This is a genomic window from Gluconacetobacter brunescens (assembly GCF_048695475.1).
Classification (GTDB): Bacteria; Pseudomonadota; Alphaproteobacteria; order Acetobacterales; family Acetobacteraceae; genus Gluconacetobacter.
Genome location: NZ_JBLHEN010000003.1, coordinates 293,829 through 317,834, shown reverse-complemented (window position 1 = coordinate 317,834; position 24,006 = coordinate 293,829). Strand labels below are relative to the sequence as shown.

General features: G+C 61.8%; 20 protein-coding genes. 5 read left to right on the top strand and 15 right to left on the bottom strand.

Going from position 1 to position 24,006, the window contains the following annotated elements; all coding sequences use genetic code 11:
* Positions 1–117 precede the first annotated feature (117 nt).
* The 8 genes from ACMAUO_RS19570 to ACMAUO_RS19535 all read right to left on the bottom strand — a co-directional run bounded on the left by ACMAUO_RS19570 (position 118) and on the right by ACMAUO_RS19535 (position 10,369).
* Positions 118–1,185 carry a glycosyltransferase family 8 protein gene (locus ACMAUO_RS19570; RefSeq protein ID WP_420358574.1) on the bottom strand — a complete coding sequence of 356 codons (1,068 nt, stop codon included), beginning with the start codon at positions 1,183–1,185 and terminating at the stop codon, positions 118–120.
* A 208-nt stretch (positions 1,186–1,393) separates the two neighbouring features.
* The gene (locus ACMAUO_RS19565; protein ID WP_420358573.1) at positions 1,394–2,170 is read right to left on the bottom strand and encodes a glycosyltransferase family 25 protein; all 777 of its coding nucleotides are present in this window, start codon (positions 2,168–2,170) and stop codon (positions 1,394–1,396) included.
* A gap of 56 nt (positions 2,171–2,226) precedes the next feature.
* Positions 2,227–3,810, bottom strand: coding sequence for a lipopolysaccharide biosynthesis protein (locus ACMAUO_RS19560; RefSeq protein WP_420358572.1), 1,584 nt, complete (start codon positions 3,808–3,810; stop codon positions 2,227–2,229).
* Positions 3,798–4,925, bottom strand: coding sequence for a glycosyltransferase (locus ACMAUO_RS19555; RefSeq protein WP_420358571.1), 1,128 nt, complete (start codon positions 4,923–4,925; stop codon positions 3,798–3,800). Before ACMAUO_RS19555 ends, ACMAUO_RS19560 begins: the two co-directional genes overlap by 13 nt.
* Positions 4,926–4,993: 68 nt before the next feature.
* Positions 4,994–6,292, bottom strand: coding sequence for a glycosyltransferase (locus ACMAUO_RS19550; protein ID WP_420358570.1), 1,299 nt, complete (start codon positions 6,290–6,292; stop codon positions 4,994–4,996).
* Positions 6,289–7,437, bottom strand: a complete 1,149-nt coding sequence (locus ACMAUO_RS19545) for a glycosyltransferase family 4 protein (protein ID WP_420358569.1) — start codon at positions 7,435–7,437, stop codon at positions 6,289–6,291. The genes ACMAUO_RS19550 and ACMAUO_RS19545 overlap by 4 nt, the downstream gene beginning before the upstream one ends.
* A complete protein-coding gene (locus ACMAUO_RS19540) occupies positions 7,424–9,655 on the bottom strand; it encodes a GumC family protein (protein WP_420358568.1) in 2,232 nt (743 codons plus the stop codon). The genes ACMAUO_RS19545 and ACMAUO_RS19540 overlap by 14 nt, the downstream gene beginning before the upstream one ends.
* A gap of 9 nt (positions 9,656–9,664) precedes the next feature.
* The gene (locus tag ACMAUO_RS19535) at positions 9,665–10,369 is read right to left on the bottom strand and encodes a sugar transferase (protein WP_420358567.1); all 705 of its coding nucleotides are present in this window, start codon (positions 10,367–10,369) and stop codon (positions 9,665–9,667) included.
* Positions 10,370–11,587: 1,218 nt separating this feature from the next.
* On the opposite strand from ACMAUO_RS19535, the gene ACMAUO_RS19530 reads away from it, so the two are divergent.
* A complete protein-coding gene (locus ACMAUO_RS19530) occupies positions 11,588–13,477 on the top strand; it encodes an AfsR/SARP family transcriptional regulator (RefSeq protein ID WP_420358566.1) in 1,890 nt (629 codons plus the stop codon).
* Between the two features lie 229 nt (positions 13,478–13,706).
* Here ACMAUO_RS19530 and ACMAUO_RS19525 read toward each other — a convergent pair whose 3' ends face one another.
* On the bottom strand, positions 13,707–14,582 hold the full coding sequence (locus ACMAUO_RS19525) for a glycosyltransferase family 2 protein (protein WP_420358565.1): 876 nt from the start codon (positions 14,580–14,582) through the stop codon (positions 13,707–13,709).
* On the bottom strand, positions 14,579–15,439 hold the full coding sequence (locus ACMAUO_RS19520) for a glycoside hydrolase family 16 protein (protein ID WP_420358564.1): 861 nt from the start codon (positions 15,437–15,439) through the stop codon (positions 14,579–14,581). Before ACMAUO_RS19520 ends, ACMAUO_RS19525 begins: the two co-directional genes overlap by 4 nt.
* A gap of 313 nt (positions 15,440–15,752) precedes the next feature.
* Here ACMAUO_RS19520 and ACMAUO_RS19515 point away from each other — a divergent pair, with 313 nt between their 5' ends.
* The 3 genes from ACMAUO_RS19515 (at position 15,753) to ACMAUO_RS19505 (ending at position 19,170) form a co-directional block, all read left to right on the top strand.
* Positions 15,753–17,153 (top strand): O-antigen ligase family protein, encoded by a 1,401-nt coding sequence (locus ACMAUO_RS19515; protein WP_420358563.1) that lies wholly within the window; start codon positions 15,753–15,755, stop codon positions 17,151–17,153.
* 64 nt (positions 17,154–17,217) lie between these two features.
* On the top strand, positions 17,218–18,534 hold the full coding sequence (locus ACMAUO_RS19510; RefSeq protein WP_420358562.1) for an outer membrane beta-barrel protein: 1,317 nt from the start codon (positions 17,218–17,220) through the stop codon (positions 18,532–18,534).
* A 45-nt stretch (positions 18,535–18,579) separates the two neighbouring features.
* The gene (locus ACMAUO_RS19505) at positions 18,580–19,170 is read left to right on the top strand and encodes a polysaccharide biosynthesis/export family protein (RefSeq protein WP_420358561.1); all 591 of its coding nucleotides are present in this window, start codon (positions 18,580–18,582) and stop codon (positions 19,168–19,170) included.
* 91 nt (positions 19,171–19,261) lie between these two features.
* On the opposite strand, the gene ACMAUO_RS19500 is transcribed toward ACMAUO_RS19505, so the two are convergent.
* From ACMAUO_RS19500 to ACMAUO_RS19480, 5 genes are all read right to left on the bottom strand, one after another.
* A complete protein-coding gene (locus ACMAUO_RS19500) occupies positions 19,262–20,344 on the bottom strand; it encodes a thioredoxin family protein (protein ID WP_420358560.1) in 1,083 nt (360 codons plus the stop codon).
* Between the two features lie 41 nt (positions 20,345–20,385).
* On the bottom strand, positions 20,386–21,396 hold the full coding sequence (locus ACMAUO_RS19495; protein ID WP_420358559.1) for an alpha/beta fold hydrolase: 1,011 nt from the start codon (positions 21,394–21,396) through the stop codon (positions 20,386–20,388).
* Between the two features lie 18 nt (positions 21,397–21,414).
* Positions 21,415–21,885, bottom strand: a complete 471-nt coding sequence (locus tag ACMAUO_RS19490; RefSeq protein ID WP_420358558.1) for a DUF6130 family protein — start codon at positions 21,883–21,885, stop codon at positions 21,415–21,417.
* A gap of 18 nt (positions 21,886–21,903) precedes the next feature.
* Positions 21,904–22,428, bottom strand: coding sequence for a DUF1097 domain-containing protein (locus ACMAUO_RS19485; RefSeq protein WP_420358557.1), 525 nt, complete (start codon positions 22,426–22,428; stop codon positions 21,904–21,906).
* A 70-nt stretch (positions 22,429–22,498) separates the two neighbouring features.
* Complete coding sequence (locus tag ACMAUO_RS19480) at positions 22,499–22,918, bottom strand: organic hydroperoxide resistance protein (protein WP_420358556.1); 420 nt, start codon at positions 22,916–22,918, stop codon at positions 22,499–22,501.
* 133 nt (positions 22,919–23,051) lie between these two features.
* Between ACMAUO_RS19480 and ACMAUO_RS19475 the strand changes: the two genes are divergently transcribed.
* Positions 23,052–23,513, top strand: a complete 462-nt coding sequence (locus ACMAUO_RS19475) for a MarR family winged helix-turn-helix transcriptional regulator (protein WP_420358555.1) — start codon at positions 23,052–23,054, stop codon at positions 23,511–23,513.
* Positions 23,514–24,006: the final 493 nt, after the last annotated feature.

The following is a 24,006-nucleotide window of genomic DNA, read 5'->3' as shown; positions in this document are numbered from 1 at the left end:
TCATGCATTCATCCGATCATCCAATCCCACCTGCAAGCAGGAGCACGCCGAAGCGCATGTACAAAACCCACGCCACAGGGGGATCTCCTCCATCTCCGGACGGTCTCCTCAACGGCATCACAAGGATGCCCCGACGGAAGACGTCAGGACAGACTGGACTGCCCCCATATCCCGACCGGGTGCCCCCTGTAATGCCTCCGACTGTTTCAAACCGCGCTCATAAGCGAGAATACGCCGCCTCTTCGCGCCGAACCCCCATGTGACCATCGCATGCACGCGCTTATAACGCTGCTGAAGATGATAGCGCATCCAGGTGGCGCGTTTCATACGACGCCAATATCGCGCCGTCTCCGGATAAGCGGCCGCGATCTCGGCATATACCGCAGAGGCTTCAGCGTTCCAGGGCGGAAAGGCGCCTTCCCACGGCTTCGGCCGCGACATGTAATGCACGATCCGCGGCCGGATCACAGAAAGCACCCGAATACTGTTCATATAAACTGGAAAATTCCATGCCAGCGACATCGAAAGGCAGTGCGGCAGGCCAATGAGGTTCAGAACATCCTGATCGGGAAACCGCGATGCCCCCGACTGGCTGGAAAACATCTTCCACGCTTCCGCTCCGATACGCGCCCACCCGTTGCGCTCCGCATAGATCACGCCGGAATTGAAATACCGGCGCGCCTCGACCGACGAGAGCCCGAGCGACGCGAAATGAGCTGCGATGCTACGACTCAGCCGGTCCGGATCGTCTCCCACGAATGTCATCGGATCAGCGGCAGCATAAAACATTCCGTAAGGAACTGGCTTCAGCAACAGGTCATCCAGCGGACCACGGATCTGGGTATCACCATCCACATAAAGAAAATAATCATAGTGTTTCGGGAGAAGATCCGCCAGGAACAGCCGCGCCAACATGGCGGGGGCACCTCCGATATCCGCCTCGCTTCGGCTCAGGAACAGGATATCGGCGCGTGCGCACGCCTCGGCGAAGATCACTTCGGCGACCGGATCGATGCCGAACGCGATAATGACGATATCCGCCAGATTGCACGGCGTGAACCGACGCGCCTGCAACGCGCTCACAAAGCTCGGAAAGAGATAAGACTGGTCCGGCGTGTAGCAGACACAGATTCTCGTCATGTCCTGAGGCTTCTGTTCGATTCGCGCGGGCTCTCGGGTTCGCATCGGATCATGCTCTCCTAATGGCATTCGATCACACGGCTAGACAGGAACAGGTCGATGAATGCTGCTTTCACCCGTTGCCACGACCACAGGGCTTCGACACATGCCTGGGCATAAACATTCTCGATCGCGATTGGATTTCACGTATTTTTTATCGTATTGTTTCAACAATGATCGTCTCGCCGATCATCGGTTCGCAGATCACGGCCTTTCATTGGTTCCGATAGTCGAACACGGATTGGGACGAACCCCTCCCATTTATTTTTACCCGCGGCCCGGCCGTACGATACATGCGCCCGCGAATACGTTCGATGACAACACCCCCGTAATAGCGTGCACTTTCAAGATGCGTAGGTTCCCTATCGGCACACCGGCCGACGACCGAACTGGGCACCGACAACTCAAGAGCCGTCGGCGGCACGATTCCGGCAACCGGAATGCCGGTTGCCCACGGGCGCTCCATTTCCACATCGATCGGCCGCGAGACACGCCGGAAATTCCGCACGAAACGTTCGGCGGCATGGCGGGTCAGAAGATAGATTTGTGTCCCGAACTGCTGCGTCTGATATTGCACAACATGCCGGTCCCATATCGGATAATTTCTTTCCGCAACGTGGAATTTTGCCGGAAATCGTCCAAAGAACTTCAGGAAATGCACGCCCTTCGACGCCCAGTCGACCTCAGTAAGATGCAATGTGACAGGCCAGTCGACATAAACGTCATCTTCAACAACCAGGATCTGGTCTGCCGTGGGATCGGCAAGAAGCGCCTGCCATGCCCGGACATGGCTGCAATAGCACCCGATCTCGCCCGGCGCGAGGGCGCGCTTTATATGCGCCCAGGTCACGTCTATATCATATTCGAACCCTTCGGCCAAACCGATGGATGCATCGAAAAATTCCCACTCCACCCCAACGGGAGGGCGATGAAACGTGTCGCGTCGGGCACTGCCTGCAACGCTGATCACGCGAATGAGCGTCTTTGTCATCCGTTTCCTCGATCAAGAACACATTGCCCCGATGCCGCGCATCGACACCGGGTTTTTCACTGAAAGGAGTCCTGGGAGCCCCGCTCGACGACTGGCTGGCTAACAGAAAACGGCACCGATCTGCCAAAAATACCGCTTTCCTTTCCCTTTATCGAGGATAGGATATGACGGGCGCGATCGAAAACAAGTTTCTCAATTCCCTCCGGGCGTCCCGAAAAAATCCAGAGCATGCAAAGACCGAACGTGTAGGCAACGGCTCCGCACGCTGTGCAGGCAAACAGATCGACCGCCGCATGTTCCAGCGTGTCGACTGGCGGCAGCAGCCATTTCAGCCCCTCGACCGCAAGAACCATGAACAGGGACGCACCGACGCTGCGCTTCCACCCCAGCACCTGCTCCCAGACGCCAAGGCCGGTCAGGCCGCGCACCAGGAAAAGACCAAAAACATCCGAGGCGAACTCCGAGACGAAACGTGCGGCGATAACACCTGAAAATCCCGCCCACAGTACCCCCGCGATCGCAAGCGGAAATTTAACGCCGAATTCGAGAAGATTGCGCTTCAGGAGTGTCTTCGTCCGTCCGAAGGTCAGCAGCAGCGGCCAGGTCGCCAGCGTGAACACCGCCGGCGTCAGGCTCAGGGCCAGCCAGCGGACCATCGGCACGGCCCCCGCCCAGGCCGGGCCGACGACCACACGCACCGTACTATCCGCCACCAGGCTCTCGCCGATCAGCAGCGGCAACCCGACCGTCGCCATCGCCACCGATGCCTTCTGGTAACTGGCGGCCAGCCGCTCCCTGTCTTCACTGAGATGAGAGAATGCCGCCAGCAATGGCCGCGCCATCGGGGTGAACAGGGCGAGGAAAGGGATGTTCGTGATATCGATCGCGGTTGAGAACATACCCAGGGTGGATCGGTTCATCACCTTGCCCAACAGCAGGCGTTCGAACTGCCAGTTGAGGGCACTGACGATCTGCGCCATCGTCATCCATCCGGCGAAGCCCGCAAAGACATGAATCTCACGCAGGCTCAGCCGCGGCCGGTATGGCGCGAAATAGTAGGACTGTGCCATCATGGCGCCGGAATATATCACCGTATTCAGCGCGATGGCCCAATAGCTGTGCGTAAGAAGCGCTATCACCGTGCCGAAGACGAAGCTGATACCCTTGCCGGACAATTCGATGGCAAAGTCACGCCAGAAGCTCAGCTGTTTCTGGAACGCAATCATGCGCGGGCTCACAATCCCGCGCATGAAGGGACTCAGCCCCAGAAAGCACACCAGCGGAAACAGGCGCGCATCGTGATAGAACCGCGCAACGGGAAACGCGCTGGCCACGAGGATGGCCATCAAAACGACGCCCCGGATCAGACCGATCGTAAAAGCCGTGTCGTAATGCAGCCGCCCGACAGTCGGCAGGCGTAGCAGGGCCTGATTGATCTGCAATTCAAGGATCGCCTCCATCAGCCCGCACAGGCTGCCGGCAATCGCCACCAGGCCGAAATCAGCAGGCAGCAGGATCCGTGTCAGGACCAGCATGCTGGCAAGGTCGATGAATCGCGTCAGCAGGCGAGCCCCAACCATCAGCGCCGCACCCGTCGCGGCGCGCGAGCCGATATTGGCCGGCTGCGCTATCTCGGACATGCGCCCTCCTGCCGCCTCATCATCACCCTGGATCCAGCGGACATGCCACGTTCCGAAACGCGGTCGGCGGCCGGGCGTCGCTTGCCGGGCCGGCGGTTTCGCACGACCTCCTCATAGACACGCATGTAATCCGGCACCAACCGCCGTGCCTCGAAGATCTCCGCTCCCCGCCGCGCGGCCCGCCCCATGGCCGCCCGCCGCGGCAGGTCGCGCATGATCTCGCCAAGTTCCCGTCGCATGATATCCGGCCGTCCTGGCGGAACGAGCCGGCCGGCCGCGCCGAACCCGAGCATCTCCGGTGTTCCGCCGACCGAGGTCGCAACGATCGCGCATCCGGCGGCTCGCGCCTCCCCGATCGTCAGGCTGCCCGGATCGGCATAGGAAGCCAGCACGAAGATGTCGGTCTGACTGTAGAGTACCTCCGGGCCTTCCACATAGCCCAGGAAGATGATCCGCTCCGCCAACCCCAAAGCTTCGACCCGTTCCATCAGCTCTGCCTGATCGGGGCCTTCCCCGGCGATGTAGAGCGTCCATTCCGGCATCGACGACAGAAGCGACGCCGTAGCCTCGATCACGTCGAACACGCCCTTGCGTGCATGAAGGCCGCAGATCAACGTGATATTGGGATGACACAGCCGGGGCACACTCTTCGGCGCCCTGTCACCGACGCTTACGTTCCGGGCTGATGCGACGGGCGCATTCCATACCACCCGCGTACGGTCCTGCGGAAAGCCGCGATCGATGAGCGACTTCCGGTCGGCCTCGCTGACGGCAACAATCCTGTCTCCCAGACGCATCAGAACCGAATGCCGGTCGAAGGAATTATGGACCGTCGTCACCAGGGGTACTCTCGCGAAGCGAGAAGCAACGGCACCGACCAGAACGCCTCCCATCATATGGGCATGAATGATGTCCGCACCGATGGCGCGGCAGAGCCGCGTCAACACCACCATGCTGCGCATCAGGGCAAAAGGCTTCCGCTGGTCCTGCAAAAGCGTCAGATGATGGACCCCCTCGCGTTCCAGCAGCCGGACAAACGTGCCCCCGCCACTACAGAAATAGACATCGTGCCCGGCCCTCGCCTGCTCGCAGGCCAGGTCAACGGCCACATGCACATTGCCGTTCCCACGACCGCAATGCTTCGACAGATGAACAATCGTCCTTCGTGATCTCGAAAAATCGTTCATATCACATGATCCTTCAATCCGTGACGTCGCAGCTCGTCCGGGTGGTCCGCCATGATAGCCTCCGTATCCCGCATCATCGTGATCCGATCCGCGGGCGCGGATGGCTGGGCGGCACGCGCGGCCACGGCCTCATCGACGATTTCCATGAAACGGCGACGGAACGCTTCCTCCGAAAAGCGCATGGCGTTGGCGCGACAGGCTTCGGCATGGATACGATGTCGATTCTGTTCGAACCTCCGCACGGCCGCGACGATCGCCTCCGCCGTCTGTTCGGGAAACAGCAGCCCGGTAGGGTCGGTTGCATCCTCTCCAATCACGATATCGCATGCTCCGCCTACCCCGTAAGCGATGACCGGCGTGCCGCAGGCCTGCGCCTCCGCCATGACAATCCCGAAATCCTCGGCAGCGGCAAAAACGAAGGCGCGCGCCTGCCCCATCAGCGAGACCAGTTCGTCGATCCGCAGGGGTTTGCGGATCTCGATATTCGGGCAACCCGCGGCGGCCGTCCTGATCGCCGCATCGCCCTCGCCTTCTCCCACGATGACAAGCCTGCGATCGGGCATCTTGCTGAACGCTTCAGCGATAAGATCGATCCGTTTGTACGGAACGAAACGCGAGACGACGAGATAGAAATCCTCCCTATCGACTGAAAGACGAAATTTATTTACAGAAACAGGCGGGTTAAGAACAATAGCCTCCCGCCTCCACGCCTTCTGCACGCGCCGGGCAATATAGCGCGAGTTGGCGACGAACAGATCCACCCCCGCGGCAGACCGCGCGTCCCAGTTCCGAAGCCGATGGAGAAGCCACCGCGTATAAAGACCCAAAGCCCCCCACCCCAGCCCGCGTTCCTCGAGGTAACGCGCCTGGAGATCCCAGGCATAGCGCATCGGACTATGGACATAGCTGACATGAAGCTGGTCCGGCCCGGTGATCACCCCTTTCGCGACCGCATGATGGCTGGAAATCACGAGGTCATACCCCGTAAGGTCGAACTGCTCGACAGCCAGCGGCATCAGTCCGAGGAATTTACGGAAATGACGCCGGGCAAAGGGAAAATTCTGAATAAAGGAGGTACGGACATTATGTCCCTTCAGAAACCCCCGATGCTTCTCGGCCATGAAGTCCGCGACCACGAAGACGTCCGCCGAGGGATAGCACAGCAGGATCTGCTCCAGCACATGCTCCGACCCGGCATGTTTCTCCAGCCACTCATGGATCACGGCAATCCTCGGGCCCGGCTCCTTGCGCGCGGCGACCTCTTGCGCCGGCACGGCATGCGAATTGCGCATCATATGGATGGCTCCATGCTGGGGGGACGGCGAACATGCGTCGGAACGGCATGCAGGGCGGCATGGATGATGCCGGCCATGGCGGCACTGGCCTCCGCCCAGTTGTAGCGCAGCAGACGCGCGGCCCCGGCATCGCGGAGCCGGCCGGCCAGTCCATCCTCGTCAAGAAGGCGCATGACCTGGCGCACGAAGGCGCTCTGCGAGAACGGATCGGCGAACAGGGCAGCCTCACCGCAGACTTCGCGCAGGACCGGAATATCGCTCGCCACGACCGGGCAGTCGCAGGCCATCGCCTCGACCGCCGGCAATCCGAACCCTTCGTAGCGCGAGGGAAACACAAAGCAGGCCGCCTGCTCATACAGCACTCGCAGGGCGCCATCCGATACCCGGCCGAGATAGCGCGCAGCCCTCGGCATGTCCTCGCCGCCCTGCTGCTGGAAGATCCCCTCCCGCCGCGCCCCCGCAATGGCGAGCACCATGCCGCGTGCCTCCAGCGCCTCACCGAGCTTCGCGAGAACGCGCAGGTTCTTGTGCGCGACGAGATTGCCCACGACGAGCACATAACGCCCCGGCACCAGATCATTCGCGGCAAGAACCGTCGCATCGGCCGCAACGGCCCGGACATGCTCCCCACCTTCAGGAATGACGGAAACCTGCTCGGGCCGTGCACCGAGATGGCGCATGATCTCGCCCCGGGCGAATTCCGACACCGTGACGATCCTGGTCCTTCTGGCGATGAGGCCCGCCTGCATCACGCGATAGATTGCCCGGAAGCGCGCGGAATAGGCTTCCGGCACGCTCGCCCATCCGCAATCATGGATCACGACGATCTGCCGCCGCGCCAGGAGCGGGGCGGTATTGCCCAGATTGACCAGCAGACCGTCCGACGTCGCCCATGGAAGCATGGCCTGCTCCCACAGATGGCCACTCCCTGAGCCGAACGTCCTGATCGGGACCTGTCCGGAACGGGCCGCCTCCAGGTCCTTTCCATCCTTGCCGGATGGAGGGACGACGATCTCCGAAATCATTCCCCGCCGCACAAGTCCGGCGGAAATTTCGGTAGCAAAACGCTGGACACCGCTCAGCGTCTGCCTCAGGAAGCGGCCGTTCAGATAGACGGGGAGCGCCCGCGCCTCATGCGCGGTCATAGCCGTCCAGATCCTGCGCCAGATAAGCATGCATGCCGCTGTCCCGTCCAAGATCGTTCATGTCGGCCTGGGTCAGGATACCGCCCAGCACACGCACGCCGCATGCATGGAGCCGCCGCAGGGTGGTCAGCACGGCATCCATCTCGGTCCGCTGCCACCGCACGGCGATGACCGCGCCATCCACCAGCCGCCCGGCGGAAGCGGCATCGGGAATGACCAGCGCCGGCGGCATGTCGACCAGGATCAGGTCATAGAGGTTCCGTGCCTCGGCAATGATCGCCCCAAGCTGCTTCAGATCCAGCAGATAGCGCCCACTCCCGTTGGAACGCGCACCGCGCAGCGTGATCAGGTCGACATTCTGCATGATGTCGCGCGTAAGCCCCGGCAGGCCGGACCCGTTCGGACCATCTCCCTGCGGCGGCCGGAAAGTCGGACGGATCGACAGGCCGACCTGGTTGCGGCGGATATCCGCGTCAATGATGAGCGCGCGCCCATGATTCCGCGCGGTACTCGCGGCGAGGGCGACAGAGAGGAACGTCTTGCCTTCCCCCGGCAGGGCGGACGTCACCAGAACAGCCTGCGCACGAAACCGGTCGTCGCCATGACGCAGCATGTTGCAGATATGATCGACCGAGAGCGTGTATGACGATGTCCGGTATTCCATCAGCGGCCGGCGCTCCCGTCCCGCGAAAGGAACGACGCCGAGCGGAAACAATGTCGTCTTCTGTTCAAGCTGCTCCAGCGTGCGCACGCCCGGCCGCAGCCTTTCGAGCATGATCGCACCGAAACAGCCTATCGCGAGCGAAAGGAGCCCTGCCGCACCCGTCAGTTGCCCCCGATGCGGCCCCGACGGGCCAAGGGGCGTCTGCGCATATGAAATGAGTACCGCATCCGGCTCCTGCATTGCCGCCTGGGCGGATGTCTGCTCGAACCGGGTCAGGTAGTCGCGATAGACCACTTCGGCGGCCTCCGCCTCACTGACAAGTTGCCGCAGCTGCACCTCGGCCACGTTTTCACCCGCGACCGCTCCCTTGAGGTCACGCACGCGCGCCTCCAGTGTGGCGACCTGTGCGCGGGTCGCCTCGACCTGGGCGCGCAGGCTTCCGGCAATATGACCCTCTTCCGCGCCGAGCTGGGCACGAAGCCCGGCAATCGAGGAATCGAGCTGGCGCAGGCGCGGGCTTTCCGACATGTCCGTCGTTCCCAGGCCGGCCCGCTGCTTTTCCAGTTCCGCGAGTTCCCCGGACAGACGCTGGACGAGCGGAGACGCCACCACGGCGGGCAATGCTCCCAGCGACCCGCTCCGCCGCGCCGCCTGCACCTGGTCATAGGCGCTCTGCTGTTCGGCGAGTTTGTTGGAAGCCTCCGTCAGCGCAATATCGACACGGCTCATCCGACGACCCGTCAGAGTCGTCTGGTCGCCATCGCGCGAGACCTCCTGGCTCAGCACCAGGCCATGCGCCCGACGGAACTCCTCGACCCGGCTTTCGGCCTTGGCCACGCGGGCCTGAAGCGCCCCGATCTGCTCGTTCAGCCATTCATGGGCGTGGGCCACAGTCGTGATCTTGAGATCGCGCATGAAATCCAGATAGGCCGAGGCATAGGCATTCGCGATCCGCGCACTCAGCGCGGCGTCATTCGTCTTGGCACTGATCGCGAGCGTGTACGAGCGTCCGTCATTCCGCACCGTGACATGCCGAAGCAGCCAGTCGACCGCGACCTGACGCTGCTCGGCGCGCGTCAGCAGCGGCGAGCGGACACGATCAAGACCCAGGCGATGACGAACGGTGTCAAACACGCCCCATGGCCCGGGCATCGGCGTCGGCGGGTAAATGATCCGCTGGACCTCGGGCCGATGGACGAGGTCGATGCGGTCGACCACCTTTCCCGCCATGTCCCGCGAAAGGAGAATGTCGGTCTGGGTGTGGATCATGAGCGTGTCGCCGCTCACGGCGCCGCCGTGGGCCTGCAAGTCGGTAAATTCCGTCTTTCCCGTATCCACGAGAAGAGACGACTGGGTTTCGTAATAGCGCGGAAGGGAAAAGATCGCGCCCGCCAGGGGAATGAACAGCCCGGCCGTGATCAGCATGACGGTCCATTTCCTGCGCCGAACGATGGCCAGCGCATTCCCCAGGGGCACATGCTCCGCCGGCGCTGCCGCAAGCGGCAGGGGCGGCGGACCGACGAATGATTCGTCGCGGACAGAGAGCATAGTCATGGCGGGCCCCTAATGCGCGCCGTCGTGCCGAAGCACGGCGGGGATGGTCTTCAGAAGGATCAGAACGTCTTTCCAGAACGTCCAGTGCCTGACATAGGCGCTGTCGAGCGCCACCCGCCGCGCGTAGCTGGTATTGCTGCGCCCGCTGACCTGCCAGAGCCCGGTCAGGCCCGGACGGGTCGCATAATAATAGGTGATGTTGTCACCATACCGCTCGACCTCGGCCTGAACGATCGGCCGCGGCCCGACCAGGCTCATGTCGCCGCGAAGAACATTCAGCAATTGCGGAAGCTCGTCCAGGCTGGTCGCGCGCAGGAAGCGGCCCAGCCGCGTGATGCGGGGGTCATGGCGCAACTTCTGGGTGCTGACCCATTCTTCGCGCGCGGCGTCGTCCCGCTCCAGAAGATCCTTCAGGACTTCATCCGCATTGGCGACCATGCTCCTGAATTTGAGGCAGCGGAAAATCCGCCCGTTCTCGCCGATCCGGTTATGGCCGAACAGCGCCGCCCCGCCATCGCGCCGGACCAGCACGACGATCGCAAGCATGACAGGCAGGGCGAAGAACAACATCGTCGCCGCGATCATGACATCCATCACGCGCTTGCGCGGATCACGGATCGGCGTGGCATTCTCGGGCCCGCCGACTTGCACGCCGATAAGCCCGGCATAAGGGACAACAACCGTTGCATCGTCCGCGAGAAAGGCGGTCCCCATGAATTTTTCCTGTTGCAGACCAGACATACTAGCACCTCGTCATCAGCGAAGAATGAAGCTGGCAGGCAAGTTGAAGCGGCGTGATCCCAATCAGATCGCTACCTCCCTGGTATGACCGGGACGTTGCCTGCGCGGACGAGCGGAGCGCAATAATAAAAACAGGCGGTAATGCGTTTTTAATCATTTTCAAAAGTATTAAGTATCAGAATACATCGTTATTTATTTGTCAAAATGCGGTTTCAAATTTGAAATTATTATATTTCTTCGTCAAAAAGGGCTTAAAATCCGCCCCTTCACGCCGAACTTCGCTCACGAAAATGCGAGTTCCATAGTCATTGCGCGAAAAAGCCGCCATGACCGCCGATAGAAAATTAACGGGGAAATTCGCTTTTTTTCACGTAATATTTCGTTACTCTACGGAACGATGGATCTCGATAGCTTTTATATTATCAAACATCCGTCTTTTCTGGCGTCTTTTTGTCATGCCGGACGTTGTTCCTCGCACCATCCACCGATGGATGCGTTCAACGGTAAACCGTCGTGATTATTCTATGTCGGTTGTGAAGCATGACATCATCCAGGACAGCCTGTGAAATGGCATGCGCACGCAAACTATCACGAGAATGAAAGAGGTTACGATCATGCTCGAGAAGTCTGACAGCATAATGGAAATCCACGCCGGAACGCCAATCGCCGCGTTTGAGGAACCGCCTTGCATGTTCCCGCCGTTCGTCCCCTCCTCCCCCTCGCCGTCTTTCCGCCGGACGCCGGGGGGCCCACAGCCCGCAATGACGCGCCGGCTTGTGGCGCCATTCTTATTTGACGGTAAACAAATAGACAGCGGCATGTTTCGCGGAAACCAAACAGTTAAAAGACCGTTTACGCTACCGCCTCGATACCAACCTGAACCGATCCGGAGACAATGCCGGAGAGCGGAGGAATTCGTCTGTCAAAATTCCTTATTATCTCTTGGTCATTCGAATCCACTTCATTCCGGCCATTGTACGGAAACGGGTGGGTGGATTGCCGACCGTTCGCTTTCCGCATGTCCTCGGGATACGACCCGGCGACAGACCGTGCCCATCGCGAGCGTGGAGTGAGCATGACGTGCCGAAGACGGGGGCGAACATCCTGAAAATCAGACTGATCGGGCACATGGTCGCCATGACCCCGACAGGCAAGAACATTCTTCCGGCAGGCGCACGGAGAACACGGGGATTGCTGGCCATCCTGGCCCTGTCCAACCGCAAGCCCGTCATGCGTCAGCGCCTCACCGAACTTTTGTGGAGCAAACGTCCGACCGATCTCGCACGCGCTTCCCTCCGGCAGGAAATCCATCGCCTGCTCGACGTCCTCCAGCCTTTCGGCACCGAGATCATCGATATCGGTCGACATACATTAACGCTCAGGCCGAACCTGACGTCGGTCGATGTCGAGGATATCTATGCCGGAGGCCTGGATGTGCTGGACAGTACGGTTGAGCCGGAGGAGATGCTGTTTACCGACCTGAACGGCATCGATCCAGCCTTCGATCTATGGCTCCAGAGCCAGAGAACGCGGTTCTGCCGCCACATCCAGCGCCTCATGACATCAGAACAGGCAAGCCCCGACAGCCCGGTGCGCATTCTCAGCTCCCTCTCTCCATCGGACACAGGCCCCATGCCCGGCGACGCTGCCCCCGACACTCCGTCTCCGATTGCACGGACCGGTCAGTTCCATGTGCCGCCGAACGAGCCGCTTTTTCCCGGCCGCTCTCCATGGAAGAATGCCGCTCCGGCGCTCGAAACCCTGCGCCGCCTGTCCGATCCACCCGAGACCGGGGCACACCCGCAGAACGGAGAAGGGGAAGGCGAATCCCAGCCCCCACCTCCCTTGCAGAAAGTGCGTTCCCTCAGTCTCACCCTCATGCCGATCGAGACGAGAGATCCGTCCCTGAAGACGGTGGCGGACGAACTGGCGAGCCAGCTCAACGTGCTGTTCGTCGGGTCCGACGCCTTCACGCTGGTCATCTCCCATCCGCCCCGCGACGAACTGGATGCAACGGCCGACTGGATCGAGACCCTCCGTGGCAAACAGATCGATTTTTTATGCACGGGCATCCTGCATTCCAGCGTGAAAGGCACGGAGGAACACCCCGCTCTGCTGCTGCGACTGATCGACGTGCAGAATGGCGGCGAGATGATCTGGACAGTACGCGCCGCCCTGCCATCCGGCACCAGGCAGAATCCCGGCCTCGCTGTGCCTCTGCTTGCCCGGGCAGTATTGTCGGCGCAATGGGCTGCCGTTCTCCGCCATGCCCGCCATCTTCTCAAATGCAGTATTCAGGCACTGGCTCCCGATCAGTTGGCAGCCCGAGCGCTGATCACGCTGCTACAGGCTCAGCATCATGCCCTGCATGAAGCTGAAACCCTTCTCAAATTCGCGGAATGGCTCGGCCCGAACCAGCCGCTCGTCGCCATTGCCCGCGCCGTAACGGAGATGACGCGCGCCAACGCATTCCTCCAGGGCGACTATGCGGCAAGTGTGGCACGTGCTCTGGCAGCCGCGCAGCATGCGGCGGTTCTTTCACAGCACAATATCAGCCGGAACTTCCTGCTCGCCTTCGTTTATTGCCATATTCCCGGCTACGCGGATACGGCCGACGCGCTGCTTTCTCCATTCAAGAGCAACGACGAAGACACCGATCAGGCCTGGTTCGCCCCCTACCGGGCGCTCCAGGCCCTTCTTGCCTTGCTGAAGGGCCGACAGGAAACCGCACGGAATCTGCTGAGACATTACCGCATATCGGGAAACGCGCAGCCGCTCAGCGTCGCGATGGATCCATGCGCGGTCCTTTATCTCTTCCTGGCCGACCTGCCCACGGAGGCAATCCGGATAGGGCGGATGGTCGCCGCCCTCTATCCGCAGCTCCCATCGGCGCTTGTCTACCATCTCGTGGCGCTCACCACCGAAGAGAACAGTACCGAACGCACAGACATCCTTGCCCGCCTCTCAGCGCTCGATCCCACCCTCACGATCCGCCGCGTGATGGCGAGCCACCCATCCCTCCCCGCAGGGGCCCGCGCCAAACTCGCGGCGGCATTGCACCTGACGGGCCTTCCGGAATGAGAACAATCTGTTTTGGAAATGCGACTTCCCGTACATGCCTGCACACGGCCCGAAAAGGAACATCCATTCCCCAGGCCGTCATTTCCTCCGTGACGTCTTGATCCAACGGCCGATCAGCAAAGCAATCGGAAAACTGAGAGCGATATAGGCGCCGATAGCGGCAAGAATTGTCTGGATCATGCCTGTGCGCGATCGTCCCAAGGATAAATATGTCGGAGAAAACCGGCTGTCATAAGGTCGCCGCCCGTTCCGGGGTCATCCGCCCGCGCACAAGATCGAAAAAGGCAAGCATATTGCCCGCGAGGCGTCCGCGCCTGTCTATATAGGGCTCAGGGCGAAAAGCCTTCGCGACGTTGGAGAGCAGATTGCGGATAATATGTTCCCAGGCGCGCGTTCGAGGATACCCCTCCCCTTTTGCCGCAATATAAAGCGGGTTCGCAACCTGCGAGTATCCCAATTTGACTCCGGAACTGCGGCCGCGTTTGACGCCCAGATGAACCCCTCGCGCGTCCGGAAGCAGCAGCACATCGCCATGGGCCGCCAGCCGGCGTGAAAGATCCACATCTTCCTGCCACCCATAGAGCGGCAGGCGCTCGTCGAACGAAAGGCCGAATGCCCGCATGGGCGCCAGGCGAAGCGCCATGTTGCAGCCATATCCGGTAAAGACCGGCTCAGGCACCGATGGGCCACCTCCTTCCCCGCGCGCAGCCAGGATTGCCCGCCCTTCGGCAACATCGAGGCCCGGCCCCTTGATCCCGTCGGCAAGAACCGCTCCGGTCACGACAACCGTACGAGCGTTCGTTTCCATGTGGGTCTCGACCGCCTGGAGGTAATGCGCCTCGGCCAGGAAATCATCGTCGAAGAACATGATGACATCGGCGTCGGGCACGGCGGCAAGGATCGCATTCCGCTGCCGGGTCAATCCACGCGGCCCGGTAATCAGGCGTACACCGGGAGACGCCTCCGCCGCACCCAGCATATCCTCATCGGATGGCGCGCAGACGACAATTTCGTCGGGCCGGCGGACCTGGCGCCCGAGGTCGCGAAGTATTTCGGCAAGGACGGGCGCCCGTCCAGCCGTGGCAATCCCGACGACAATCTTCATGGCGCCTTCCTGCTCTGATAAACGCGGACATAGTCAACTTCCATGATCGACGGGCTCGGCGCCTTGTCGATCGGCCAGCCACCGCCCAACCCGAGATCGACGAGCACATCGAGTCCCGCAAGCGGACGCGGCGGGGTCGGCGTACGCCAGATCTCCCGGCGATCGAAATAGACGATCACCCATTGCGGCGTCACGTCAGCACCGTACGTGTGGAATGCCTGCGACAGACTTCCTTTCGGAACCGCCTGGGTATGCATCTCCGAATGGTTTTCACGGCTGTTCGCCGGATTCCGTTCCGTAACAGTTACGTTATATGCGGCAGGGAAACGGCCGTAATGCTCGATGATGTCGACTTCGAGGGCATGCTTCCCCGATCCCGTCGGCGTCAGTTCCTCCAGCCAGAAGGCGGGCCACACCCCGTCCCCCGCCGGCAGGCGCGCCCGCATCTCGAAATAACCGTAAGGCGCGGTGAAACCGCTGCCGAAACCAGGCGCGGACGACAGCAGGCCGGACTGCCATTTTCCGTCCGCCGTGTGGCGCATCTCGATACGAAGAATCCCGTCCCGGACACTGAACGGCAAACCCGGCTCCTTGTCACGGAAGATGGCATCGCCGAAATCACCGCCCCAGGGTGTATGCGCGCTCCAGACCGTATCCGGCCCGTGCGGCGAGACGCTGAGATGGTCGAACTCCTCGTCAAAGATCAAGGCCCGGCCCTCAAGATCGATCCCATCCCCCGGTGCGGCACCGAGCGCACTTCCTCCCCATCCGATAGCCAGAACGGAAAAACCTCCCGCCGCCGCTGGAATGATACGCTGCCTCAGTCTCTCGACGATCACTGAAATGGACCTGGTCATGGGGCCTCCTTGGACAAAGCCGGTTCCTTGCGGAGTGGCCGCGCCACCCCCAGTCAGAGGTCACCTCCCCTTCCATATTCCGGAAGACAGATACGCACCTGAAAAGAAACTTGATCTTCGTTCGGACGTAGATGATGATTAATACATCCAACGCATTCCGTCCATCTTTTCAATTCGTCACGCTTGGACATCCAATGCGCAATGCCGCCCGGCCGCGGTGGAAGGGAGTCACGTGGGAATCACGCTTTTCTTCCTGGTCCTGGCACCTCTCTGCCTCATATGGATCAATCGGCCGGAGCGGCTGATCCAGCTCATGATCATCATGGGCATATTCGAGGCCAGCGCCGCGATCACGATCGGCGGCTTCGGTATCGCCCCCAACATGCTCCCATCCATAACAATGGTTTGCTATATCGGCGCGCAGTTTCTGCTCGGCGCCCGCTATCCTGGCCGTTCGCGGGTCTGGCCACTCGCCATCCCCCTGCTTGTCGTCGCCGGCTGGGCCATCGTGACGTCCTGGCTGAGCCCCCGTTTTTTCGAAGGGCGCGTCTATGTCTGGCCCCAGAAATCCACCCCCCCCTTCGTCATAACCCCTCTCGCCCCTAGCTCGGCGAACCTAAACCAGGACCTTTATCTTCTTCTCAATATTATTACTTTCGTGATGGTCGCGCTGTACATGACCCGACAGGGCCCTCCAGGGCGGCCATTCCATCCCGTCAGTATCCTGCGGGCCTATTTCGCGAGTGTCCTGCTCGCCTTCGGCTTCGGCGTCTGGCAATTCGCCAGCCATGTCGCGCATGTCCCCTTCCCTTCGGACATGCTCTATTCGAATCCGGGATGGTCGATCCTTACCGAACAAACAGTCGGTTCTCTTCCCCGGATCAATGCAACTTTTTCAGAGCCATCCGCGTTTGGCGGCTACATGGCGGCTGGCGCCTTTTGTGCAGGATGGCTGATCCTCAATGACTTCCCTGGCACCCTTGTCAGAATCACCCTGGCTGCAGCCATCGCCGGCGTTCTGCTTTCCACATCGGCGACGGGGATCGTCACCCTGGGAATCGGCGCGCTGATCGTGGTGTTCATGGGCCTCACAATCCACGCGAAACGGTTCCTGCCCATGATAAAGCGGCGGGCCATCCAGTTCCTGCTCTTCAGCATCGTGATCATGGTCCTCGTGACCGTCATGACCCCGGACCTGCTGACCAGTCTCGGCACGATCTTCGACAGCGTGACCAACAAGCAGGACAGCGACTCTTATAATGCACGCAGTTCCACCGATCTCGACAGCCTGCAAGCGGCTATCGACACGTTCGGCTTCGGCGTCGGCTGGGGCAACAACCGTTCGTCGAGCCTGATCCCCGGCCTGCTCGCGGCAATCGGCATTCCGGGTATACTCGGCCTCATCTGGTTCGCATGGCGCCTCGTCTCGCGTGTCAGGTCATTGCGCCGGATGGACCGAAAGCTGGAAGACATCCAGGTCGTCAACGGGGCCAGCGCGGTCCTTGCGGGCTATCTGGTTTCGGCGTGCCTTTCCGCCCCGACGATCACCACCGCGACCTTCTACGTCTTTCTCGCCCTGCTGATTTCCGGCATCGCCCGGGCGGAAGCCACACAGGCAGGCACGGTGCCCGCCCGCATCTTCCCTCCCGCCGAACGCCGCGACCCGAATCCCGGCAGGATACGCACACCCGCCCCCTCCAGCATTCGTGGGTAATCACACCGTGACAATACGACTTCCCGTCATGAACGGGCCCTACAGATCAGCGCGCAGAACGGGCATGTACCGTATCGTGGGGGCCGTCGCCTGTGCCGCGCCGCTCTTCCCAACCCATGCCTCCGCCCAGGTCCTGAGCCAGTATTTTCCCGAAATCGGGCGCGGTGTCGGCGAAACCTGGGTCGATTCGGAACAGATCCGGATCAGCAGGGAATTCCAGCCGCAGGGCCTGCATCTCGGCGGGTTCAAGCTGAACGGCGATCTGAACGAAGGCGTCGGTTACATCGACAACGCCAATCGCCTTCCCGGCGGCGGGCAAAGTGCGATCATCTCCACCGTCGCGCAACTGGGCCTTACCTCGGACTGGTCGGTAGACCGCCTCTACACCAATGCCTCGGTCTCCGATCTGCGTTATCCCAGCCAGGGTTCGCAGAACCAGACGACATGGACAGCCGCGATCGGCGGATACCACGACATCGCGAATGACAGGCTGGGCTTCGACTATTCCCATCTCAACCTCGTCCAGACGCCCAACACGCTCGGCAGCTTTGCCACGATCCAGCCCGTGAAATACCAGGTCGACCGGGCGGCTCTCAGCTATACCGTGGCGCGCGATGGGCGTTTCTCCCTGATACCGGAGGGAAATATCACGAATTTTTCATTCGACCAGGGGGCCCGCCTCCCTTCGGCGATCGGCATTGCCGTCCCTCAGACCTATCGCAACCGGGCGGTGATTCTCGAAAGCCTCACCGGCCGCTATCACTGGACGGAAGCCGCCAGCGCGCTGGTCATGCTGCGCGGTACCGAAATCCGCTACACGCATGGCCTCGCCGGCTACCCGGGCCGCGATTCCAACGGGCTCGCCCTCATGGCGGGCATCGATTACAGCGCCATCCATCTGATCGACGTGCGCGTTCTCGCTGGGTATCAGCGTCGTTTCTACCGCAACGCAGCCTATCCCGATTACGCCACCCCGATCGTGGAAGCCCAGGCAAGCTGGGCACCGTCGCGCCTCACGCGCCTCCAACTGGACGTCCAGCACGGAATCGAAGACAGCGCCTTCGAAAACGTGGCCGGCTTCACCTACACGAATTTGCAGCTCGGCCTCAGCCATCAGTACCGGCGCGACGTTATCCTCTCCGGGCACTTTACCTTCCAGAAAGGACAATACCAGAACACGCCGACACATCTCGTCGGCAGTATCCTGACCCAGTCCGGCGGCGATCAGACCATTTTCGGAGGGGGGCTTTCGGCTCAGTGGCTCATGAACCGGCACCTCAGGCTGAACCTCGATTATGACATCTCGAATCAGAACGTCCTGGGCACAACCGGAAAATTCACCGTCAACACCGTCATGATCCGGGTGGATGTCAATCTGTGACCTGAAACGATCATCACCAATCAACCTCAACAGGGAAGTTCCGACATGTTGCCGTTCCGTCATACCCTTGGTGCTCGTACTGCAAGACTCGGCTTCCCGTTCGTGATCACAGGAGCATGCCTCGCCGGCTGCGCGCCCGGAAGCGATCTGACGCCGATACCGCGCTATGACCCTGCAAGCTACACGATCGGTGTCGGCGACCGGATCAATGTGTCGACATTCGGCGAAAACCAGTTCCAGACCGATGCGCGCGTACCGGTCGACGGCAGCATTGCCTTTCCGCTGATCGGCATGGTCAAGGCCGAGGGGCTGACCACCCGGGAACTCAGCGAGAGCGTCGCCACCACCCTCAAGGACCAGCATATTCTCAGCAACGCAAGGGTGACCGTTCAGGTCCTGGATTACCGCCCCGTTTCCGTCATCGGCGAGGTCGAACATGGCGGGCAATTCTCCTATCAGCCGGGCATGACCATGCTGAAGGCGGTGGCAGCCGCCGGCGGCTTCTCCTATCGCGCGTTCCAGGACTACGCCTATGTCGTGCGCCAGGAGCCCGGCGGCGCGGTCGTCGGCCGCATAGAGCCGCAGGATTACGTAAAGCCAGACGACGTCATCAAGATTTACGAACGACATTTCTGATCTCCCGCCCATAGGGCCGTATCAGGAACACCGGCAACCCGTCATTCCGCATGACGGGTTGCCGGCACTCAGTCTGTATCTCCCCTTCCTGCTACCCGAACGTAAACGAATAAGCCGCAATGCCGGGATCGGGAAACCGGATCTCGAACGTCCGTTCCCTGACAGGGCCGGACTGTCGCACGAGTTGGTAGAGCCGTGTGTCCGTAACGATCCCTTCGCCGGTGCCGTCAATATCGCTGCCATGATCGGCACCCGGCGGCGCGCCATCGACCAGCACCTGAAACCGCACCGGCTTTCCACCGGCGACACACCCGAGCACAAGATGCAGATCGCGCGCCCGGAACCGGTAGGTTATCGCCCCACCCGGCGCGTCGAGGGTCGCGTGCTCGGCCCCGACAGTCCAGGCGCCTTGCAGACTCCACCGGTTGAGGGCCAGGTCCCCGAACGTGTAGCTTTTCGACGCATCCGGTCGAATGCTCTGGGGCGAGGCGAATCCGCGGGCTCTTTCATAGCCCAGATAGGTCTCTTCCGAGCGTATCTCCGCCATATCCGGGGCGGCCTCGGCGCCCTGCGCATGCGGCGCGACCAACCCGGCAGCCGCCATTCCCTCGCCTGCCGCTTCGGTCAGAAGCCGCTGGATGACACGTTCGGAGGTGTCGTATTCTCCCTCACCGAACTGATGATGGCGGATGCGCCCCTGGGCATCGACAAAATACAGCGCGGGCCAATATTGATTGCCGAATGCGTTCCAGATCGCACGATTGCTGTCGACGGCAATGGGATAGCTCATGCCGAACCGATCCGCCGCCCGCCGGATATTGGCGATATTGGTCTCGAAACGGAATTCCGGCGTATGCACACCGATGACGACAAGCCCCTGGTTGCGATATTTTTCGGCCCAGGCCCGGATATAAGGCTCGGTGCGGATACAGTTGATGCAGGAATAGGCCCAGAAATCCACCAGCACGACCTTGCCGCGCAGATCCCGCGTGTCGAGCGGCGGCGAATTGAGCCAGTCCACGGCACCATCGAGCGAGGGCATGACGCCCTCGACCGGCAGATCGCCGTGGGAGGATAATGCCGAAGCGTCGCTGCCCCGGCTGCCGGCAACCGTATGGGCCAGAGCGCAGCGGCCAGCGCCGGCCTCGCTCCCCAACAGCACGAGCGCGGCCATGAGCCCGACCCGGCGCCGGGCCCTGGGGGAAAACATGCCCGTCATGACACGACCGCACGAATGGCGTCCGCGAAGGCGGCCGGTGCCTCCTGCGGCAAATTATGCCCGATCCCGCCCCGGATCAGGCGATGTTCGTAGCGTCCGGTAAAGCGCGCCCGATACGCCTCGGGTGCCGGGTGTGGCGCGCCATTGGCATCCCCTTCCATCGTGATGGTGGGCACGGCAATGGCGGGAAAGGCCGCAAGCCGGGCCTCGATCGCATCATGGCGCGGCTCCCCCTCGGCAAGCCCCAGACGCCAGCGGTAGTTATGGATCACGACAGCTACATGGTCGGGATTATCGAAGGCCTGGGCCGAACGATCATAGGTCGCATCGTCGAAATGCCATTGCGGCGATGCAAGCTGCCAGATCAGCCGGTTGAAGGCCTTGGTGTTGCGGGCATACCCAAGGCGCCCGCGCTCGGTCGCGAAATAGAACTGATACCACCATGAAAGCTCGGCTTTCGGCGGCAATGGCGCCGCATTGGCCTGCTGGCTGCCGATCAGGTAACCGCTGACCGAAACCAGCCCGATGCACCGCTCCGGCCAAAGGGCCGCGACACAATCCGCCGTCCGGGCCCCCCAGTCGAACCCGGCGATGATCGCCTTGCGGATGCCCAGGGCATCCAGCAGCGCAATCGCATCGGTCGCCAGTGCCGCCTGCTGTGCATTGCGCGGCGTGGCCGCCGAACGGAACATTGTCGTGCCATATCCGCGCAGATACGGCACCACCACCCGATAGCCGGCTGCCGCGAGCATCGGCGCGACCTCGGCAAAGCTGTGGATATCATAGGGCCAGCCATGCAGCAGCAGGACGACGGTACCGTCCGCCGGCCCCATCTCGACATAGCCGACGGACAATGGGCCGGCGTCGATCTGCCGGGGTTTCGGCAGGGCCGGCGCCGCCGCATGTGCGGCGCGACCGAACATACCGAGATCGAGCGCAGCGGCGGAGAGGGCCGCAAGGCCGAGAAAACGGCGTCGGCCCGGATCGCGGAAATGAATATGGGACATGGTAAGGACTCCCCAACGCTAATGGCTGGAAGGCACGTTCGCGGCGGTCGCCGGAACGACGAAATCGACAATCTTGCGATCCAGCGGATGATGGTTCGCATCCGCCAGCGTGATGAGAACCCGGTGCGGCCCGGCAGGCAGCCCGACGAGGATCAGCGGCTCGCCGCTCGCATCCGCCCAATGCCAGGGGGCATCGTCGAGCGAGACATGGAGATGACCGATCCGCGGCGTCACCTCCGTCGCCTTCGGCCCGAATACGGGCTCGATCCGCAGGTTCTCCGCCCGGTACTGAATGAACACCTGCCCACGCGCCAGGGGCGCCGGTAGCGGCGGATCGACGATCAGCCGCGCCGGAGGCTGGGCTGCGGTCAACGGCACAACACCGGCCGGGCCAAGATAGTCGGCGGCGGTCTGGCCGACGGCCGCCTGCGCGGGAAACAGGAGGGCCGCGATCAACACCAGCCCGATATAATCAAGCGTGACCATCATACGTCTCCGATCCATCATTCAGGACAATGCGGTGAACGTCGTCGGGCGCGGATCGTGCGCCGCGTGTGTCACACGGGCTTCCAGCCAGGTCGCGCCCGCACAGGAAGCCGCGCCGATCGCACCGGCGGCGGCAAGGATGGCGAAGGTCGCGGCGGACGGCGCGAAGCCCGAATAGAAGAAACTCGTCAGCCCCAGGAAATAGGCCAGCGGGTTCTCGAACGGCGCCATGGTCCGCAGGCTGAGCACGAGGATGACGACACCCGAGACGGCCAGCGGCGTCGCGGCCCCCCCCAGGCCCGGTGTCAGGGCCCTGATGACCAGCGCGGTGCCGATGCCGAACACCAACCCGAAGAGGAACGAGACGAAATGGGCACAACCGCCACGCACCGCCGGACCGCCCAGCGCATAGGCAATCCAGCCGAGAAACATGGCCGACGCCGGCAGCATCGCATGGAGCGTGCCGAATGTGGACAGGCCCGCAACGGACGCGACGGCGACGGACACAACATGAAAACGGGGTGAGGCAAAAGAGAAGTTAGCCATGGGAAAAACTCCGGTGAGAGCGGCGGACCGGCACGGATCCGCGCATGGATCGCAAAAAGCACTGTCTGGGTCAGGCGATCTCGATCGCGACGTCGACATTGCCGCGCGTGGCGCGGGAATATGGGCAGGTCTGGTGAGCGGCATCCGCGATGGTGCGCGCACTGGCCGCGTCGAGACCTGGCAGGTGAACGGTCAGCCGCGCCCGCAGGGCAAAGCCGCTTTCGTCCTTCATCAGGTCGATTTCCGCATCGACAGCGACATCGCTGGGCATCGCGACATTCCGCGCCCGGGCAGCCATGCGCATTGCGCCGATGAAGCAGGCGGACCATCCGGCCGCGAAAAGCTGCTCCGGATTGGTTCCCGCCCCGCCCGAACCGGGCGGGGAGAGACGCACATCCAGATGACCATCATCACTGCGCGCTGCGCCATCGCGGCCGCCAACGGTACGGGTGCGGCCGGTATAGAGCACTGTCTTGTCAAGGGTCTTCATGATCGACACTCCAATCGTATCCGATTAAATCGGATGCGATCATATAAGCTCTTCACATGGCCAGAGTCAAGCCTTCCGATTTAATCGGATACGATTTATATAGAAGACAACCACCCCGAGGAGAGCCATCCCGATGGACGCCCGCACGCCCAAGCCGAATTACCCGAAACTCGCTGATTTCATGTGTTTTGCGGTCTATTCCACCAACCTCGCCTATGGTCGGGCCTACAAGCCGATCCTGGAGGAACTGGGCGTCACCTACACGCAATGGATCGCCATCGTTGCCCTGTGGGAGGATGATCACCAGACCGTCAGTAGCTTGGGCGAGAAACTGTTCCTCGAATCCAACACCCTGACCCCCATCCTGAAAAAGCTTGAAACGCTTGGCTATCTGCGGCGGGAACGGGATCCGAAGGACGAACGGCAGGTCATCGTCAGCCTGACCGAAGCCGGCCGCGCCCTGCGCGACCAGGGGGCCCAGAAAACGCTGGTCAAAGCGACGGGTCTGGAGCCGGAGGAATTCCGCGTGCTTCAGAAAGCCATCGTCAAACTCCGCACGAACCTGCTCCGGCATGCGACAGAACCGGCGGACTGACTGGCTGGTCGGAGGATATAGCCGCCCGGGCCTCCTATCTCGCCAGCCCCGCCTCCTCCTTCATGACCGGTGCCAGCCTGATGATCGACGGCGGCTTCGTCCTTCAAGCCGACCGGAAACCAGCGCGGCCCATTGCCCAACCACGCTGGCAATCAAGGACACTCTCCGGCTGGATTGCGGCCGTCGGATCACCCAAGCGTGCGTCATGTGTGGTCCTTGCCAGCTCCTGCGCCATGCTCCGGCAAGGTAAGCGGCTCCGGCAGATCCTGTGGCACGGGGTCAGGCGAAGGGGGCGTCTCCGCATCGGGATCCGGGCGCGCCTCGGGCGGCGAACTGACGCCGGGGGCCGGACTACGCTTTTCATCCCCACGACCTTGCCGGGCCGGTTCTTCCGCTTCGTATCCCTTCATCAGTCCCTCCATCGTCATGACCCCCGGAAGGAACGAGCCTTCCTTCCGGAGGTTGCGACCGGCCCTGATGGATCGAACTGTCG

Bases quoted from the DNA above. Each gene is read 5' to 3' on its own strand.
- ACMAUO_RS19565 (WP_420358573.1), bottom strand. From the start codon at position 2,170: ATGACAAAGACGCTCATTCGCGTGATCAGCGTTGCAGGCAGTGCCCGA.
- ACMAUO_RS19525 (WP_420358565.1), bottom strand. From the start codon at position 14,582: ATGAAGATTGTCGTCGGGATTGCCACGGCTGGACGGGCGCCCGTCCTT.
- ACMAUO_RS19560 (WP_420358572.1), bottom strand. From the start codon at position 3,810: ATGTCCGAGATAGCGCAGCCGGCCAATATCGGCTCGCGCGCCGCGACG.
- ACMAUO_RS19515 (WP_420358563.1), top strand. From the start codon at position 15,753: ATGATCATCATGGGCATATTCGAGGCCAGCGCCGCGATCACGATCGGC.
- ACMAUO_RS19475 (WP_420358555.1), top strand. From the start codon at position 23,052: ATGGACGCCCGCACGCCCAAGCCGAATTACCCGAAACTCGCTGATTTC.
- ACMAUO_RS19550 (WP_420358570.1), bottom strand. From the start codon at position 6,292: ATGATGCGCAATTCGCATGCCGTGCCGGCGCAAGAGGTCGCCGCGCGC.
- ACMAUO_RS19535 (WP_420358567.1), bottom strand. From the start codon at position 10,369: ATGGGGACCGCCTTTCTCGCGGACGATGCAACGGTTGTTGTCCCTTAT.
- ACMAUO_RS19500 (WP_420358560.1), bottom strand. From the start codon at position 20,344: ATGGCCGCGCTCGTGCTGTTGGGGAGCGAGGCCGGCGCTGGCCGCTGC.
- ACMAUO_RS19510 (WP_420358562.1), top strand. From the start codon at position 17,218: ATGTACCGTATCGTGGGGGCCGTCGCCTGTGCCGCGCCGCTCTTCCCA.
- ACMAUO_RS19505 (WP_420358561.1), top strand. From the start codon at position 18,580: ATGTTGCCGTTCCGTCATACCCTTGGTGCTCGTACTGCAAGACTCGGC.
- ACMAUO_RS19485 (WP_420358557.1), bottom strand. From the start codon at position 22,428: ATGGCTAACTTCTCTTTTGCCTCACCCCGTTTTCATGTTGTGTCCGTC.
- ACMAUO_RS19570 (WP_420358574.1), bottom strand. From the start codon at position 1,185: ATGCGAACCCGAGAGCCCGCGCGAATCGAACAGAAGCCTCAGGACATG.
- ACMAUO_RS19540 (WP_420358568.1), bottom strand. From the start codon at position 9,655: ATGACTATGCTCTCTGTCCGCGACGAATCATTCGTCGGTCCGCCGCCC.
- ACMAUO_RS19490 (WP_420358558.1), bottom strand. From the start codon at position 21,885: ATGATGGTCACGCTTGATTATATCGGGCTGGTGTTGATCGCGGCCCTC.
- ACMAUO_RS19520 (WP_420358564.1), bottom strand. From the start codon at position 15,439: ATGACCAGGTCCATTTCAGTGATCGTCGAGAGACTGAGGCAGCGTATC.
- ACMAUO_RS19480 (WP_420358556.1), bottom strand. From the start codon at position 22,918: ATGAAGACCCTTGACAAGACAGTGCTCTATACCGGCCGCACCCGTACC.
- ACMAUO_RS19545 (WP_420358569.1), bottom strand. From the start codon at position 7,437: ATGACCGCGCATGAGGCGCGGGCGCTCCCCGTCTATCTGAACGGCCGC.
- ACMAUO_RS19495 (WP_420358559.1), bottom strand. From the start codon at position 21,396: ATGTCCCATATTCATTTCCGCGATCCGGGCCGACGCCGTTTTCTCGGC.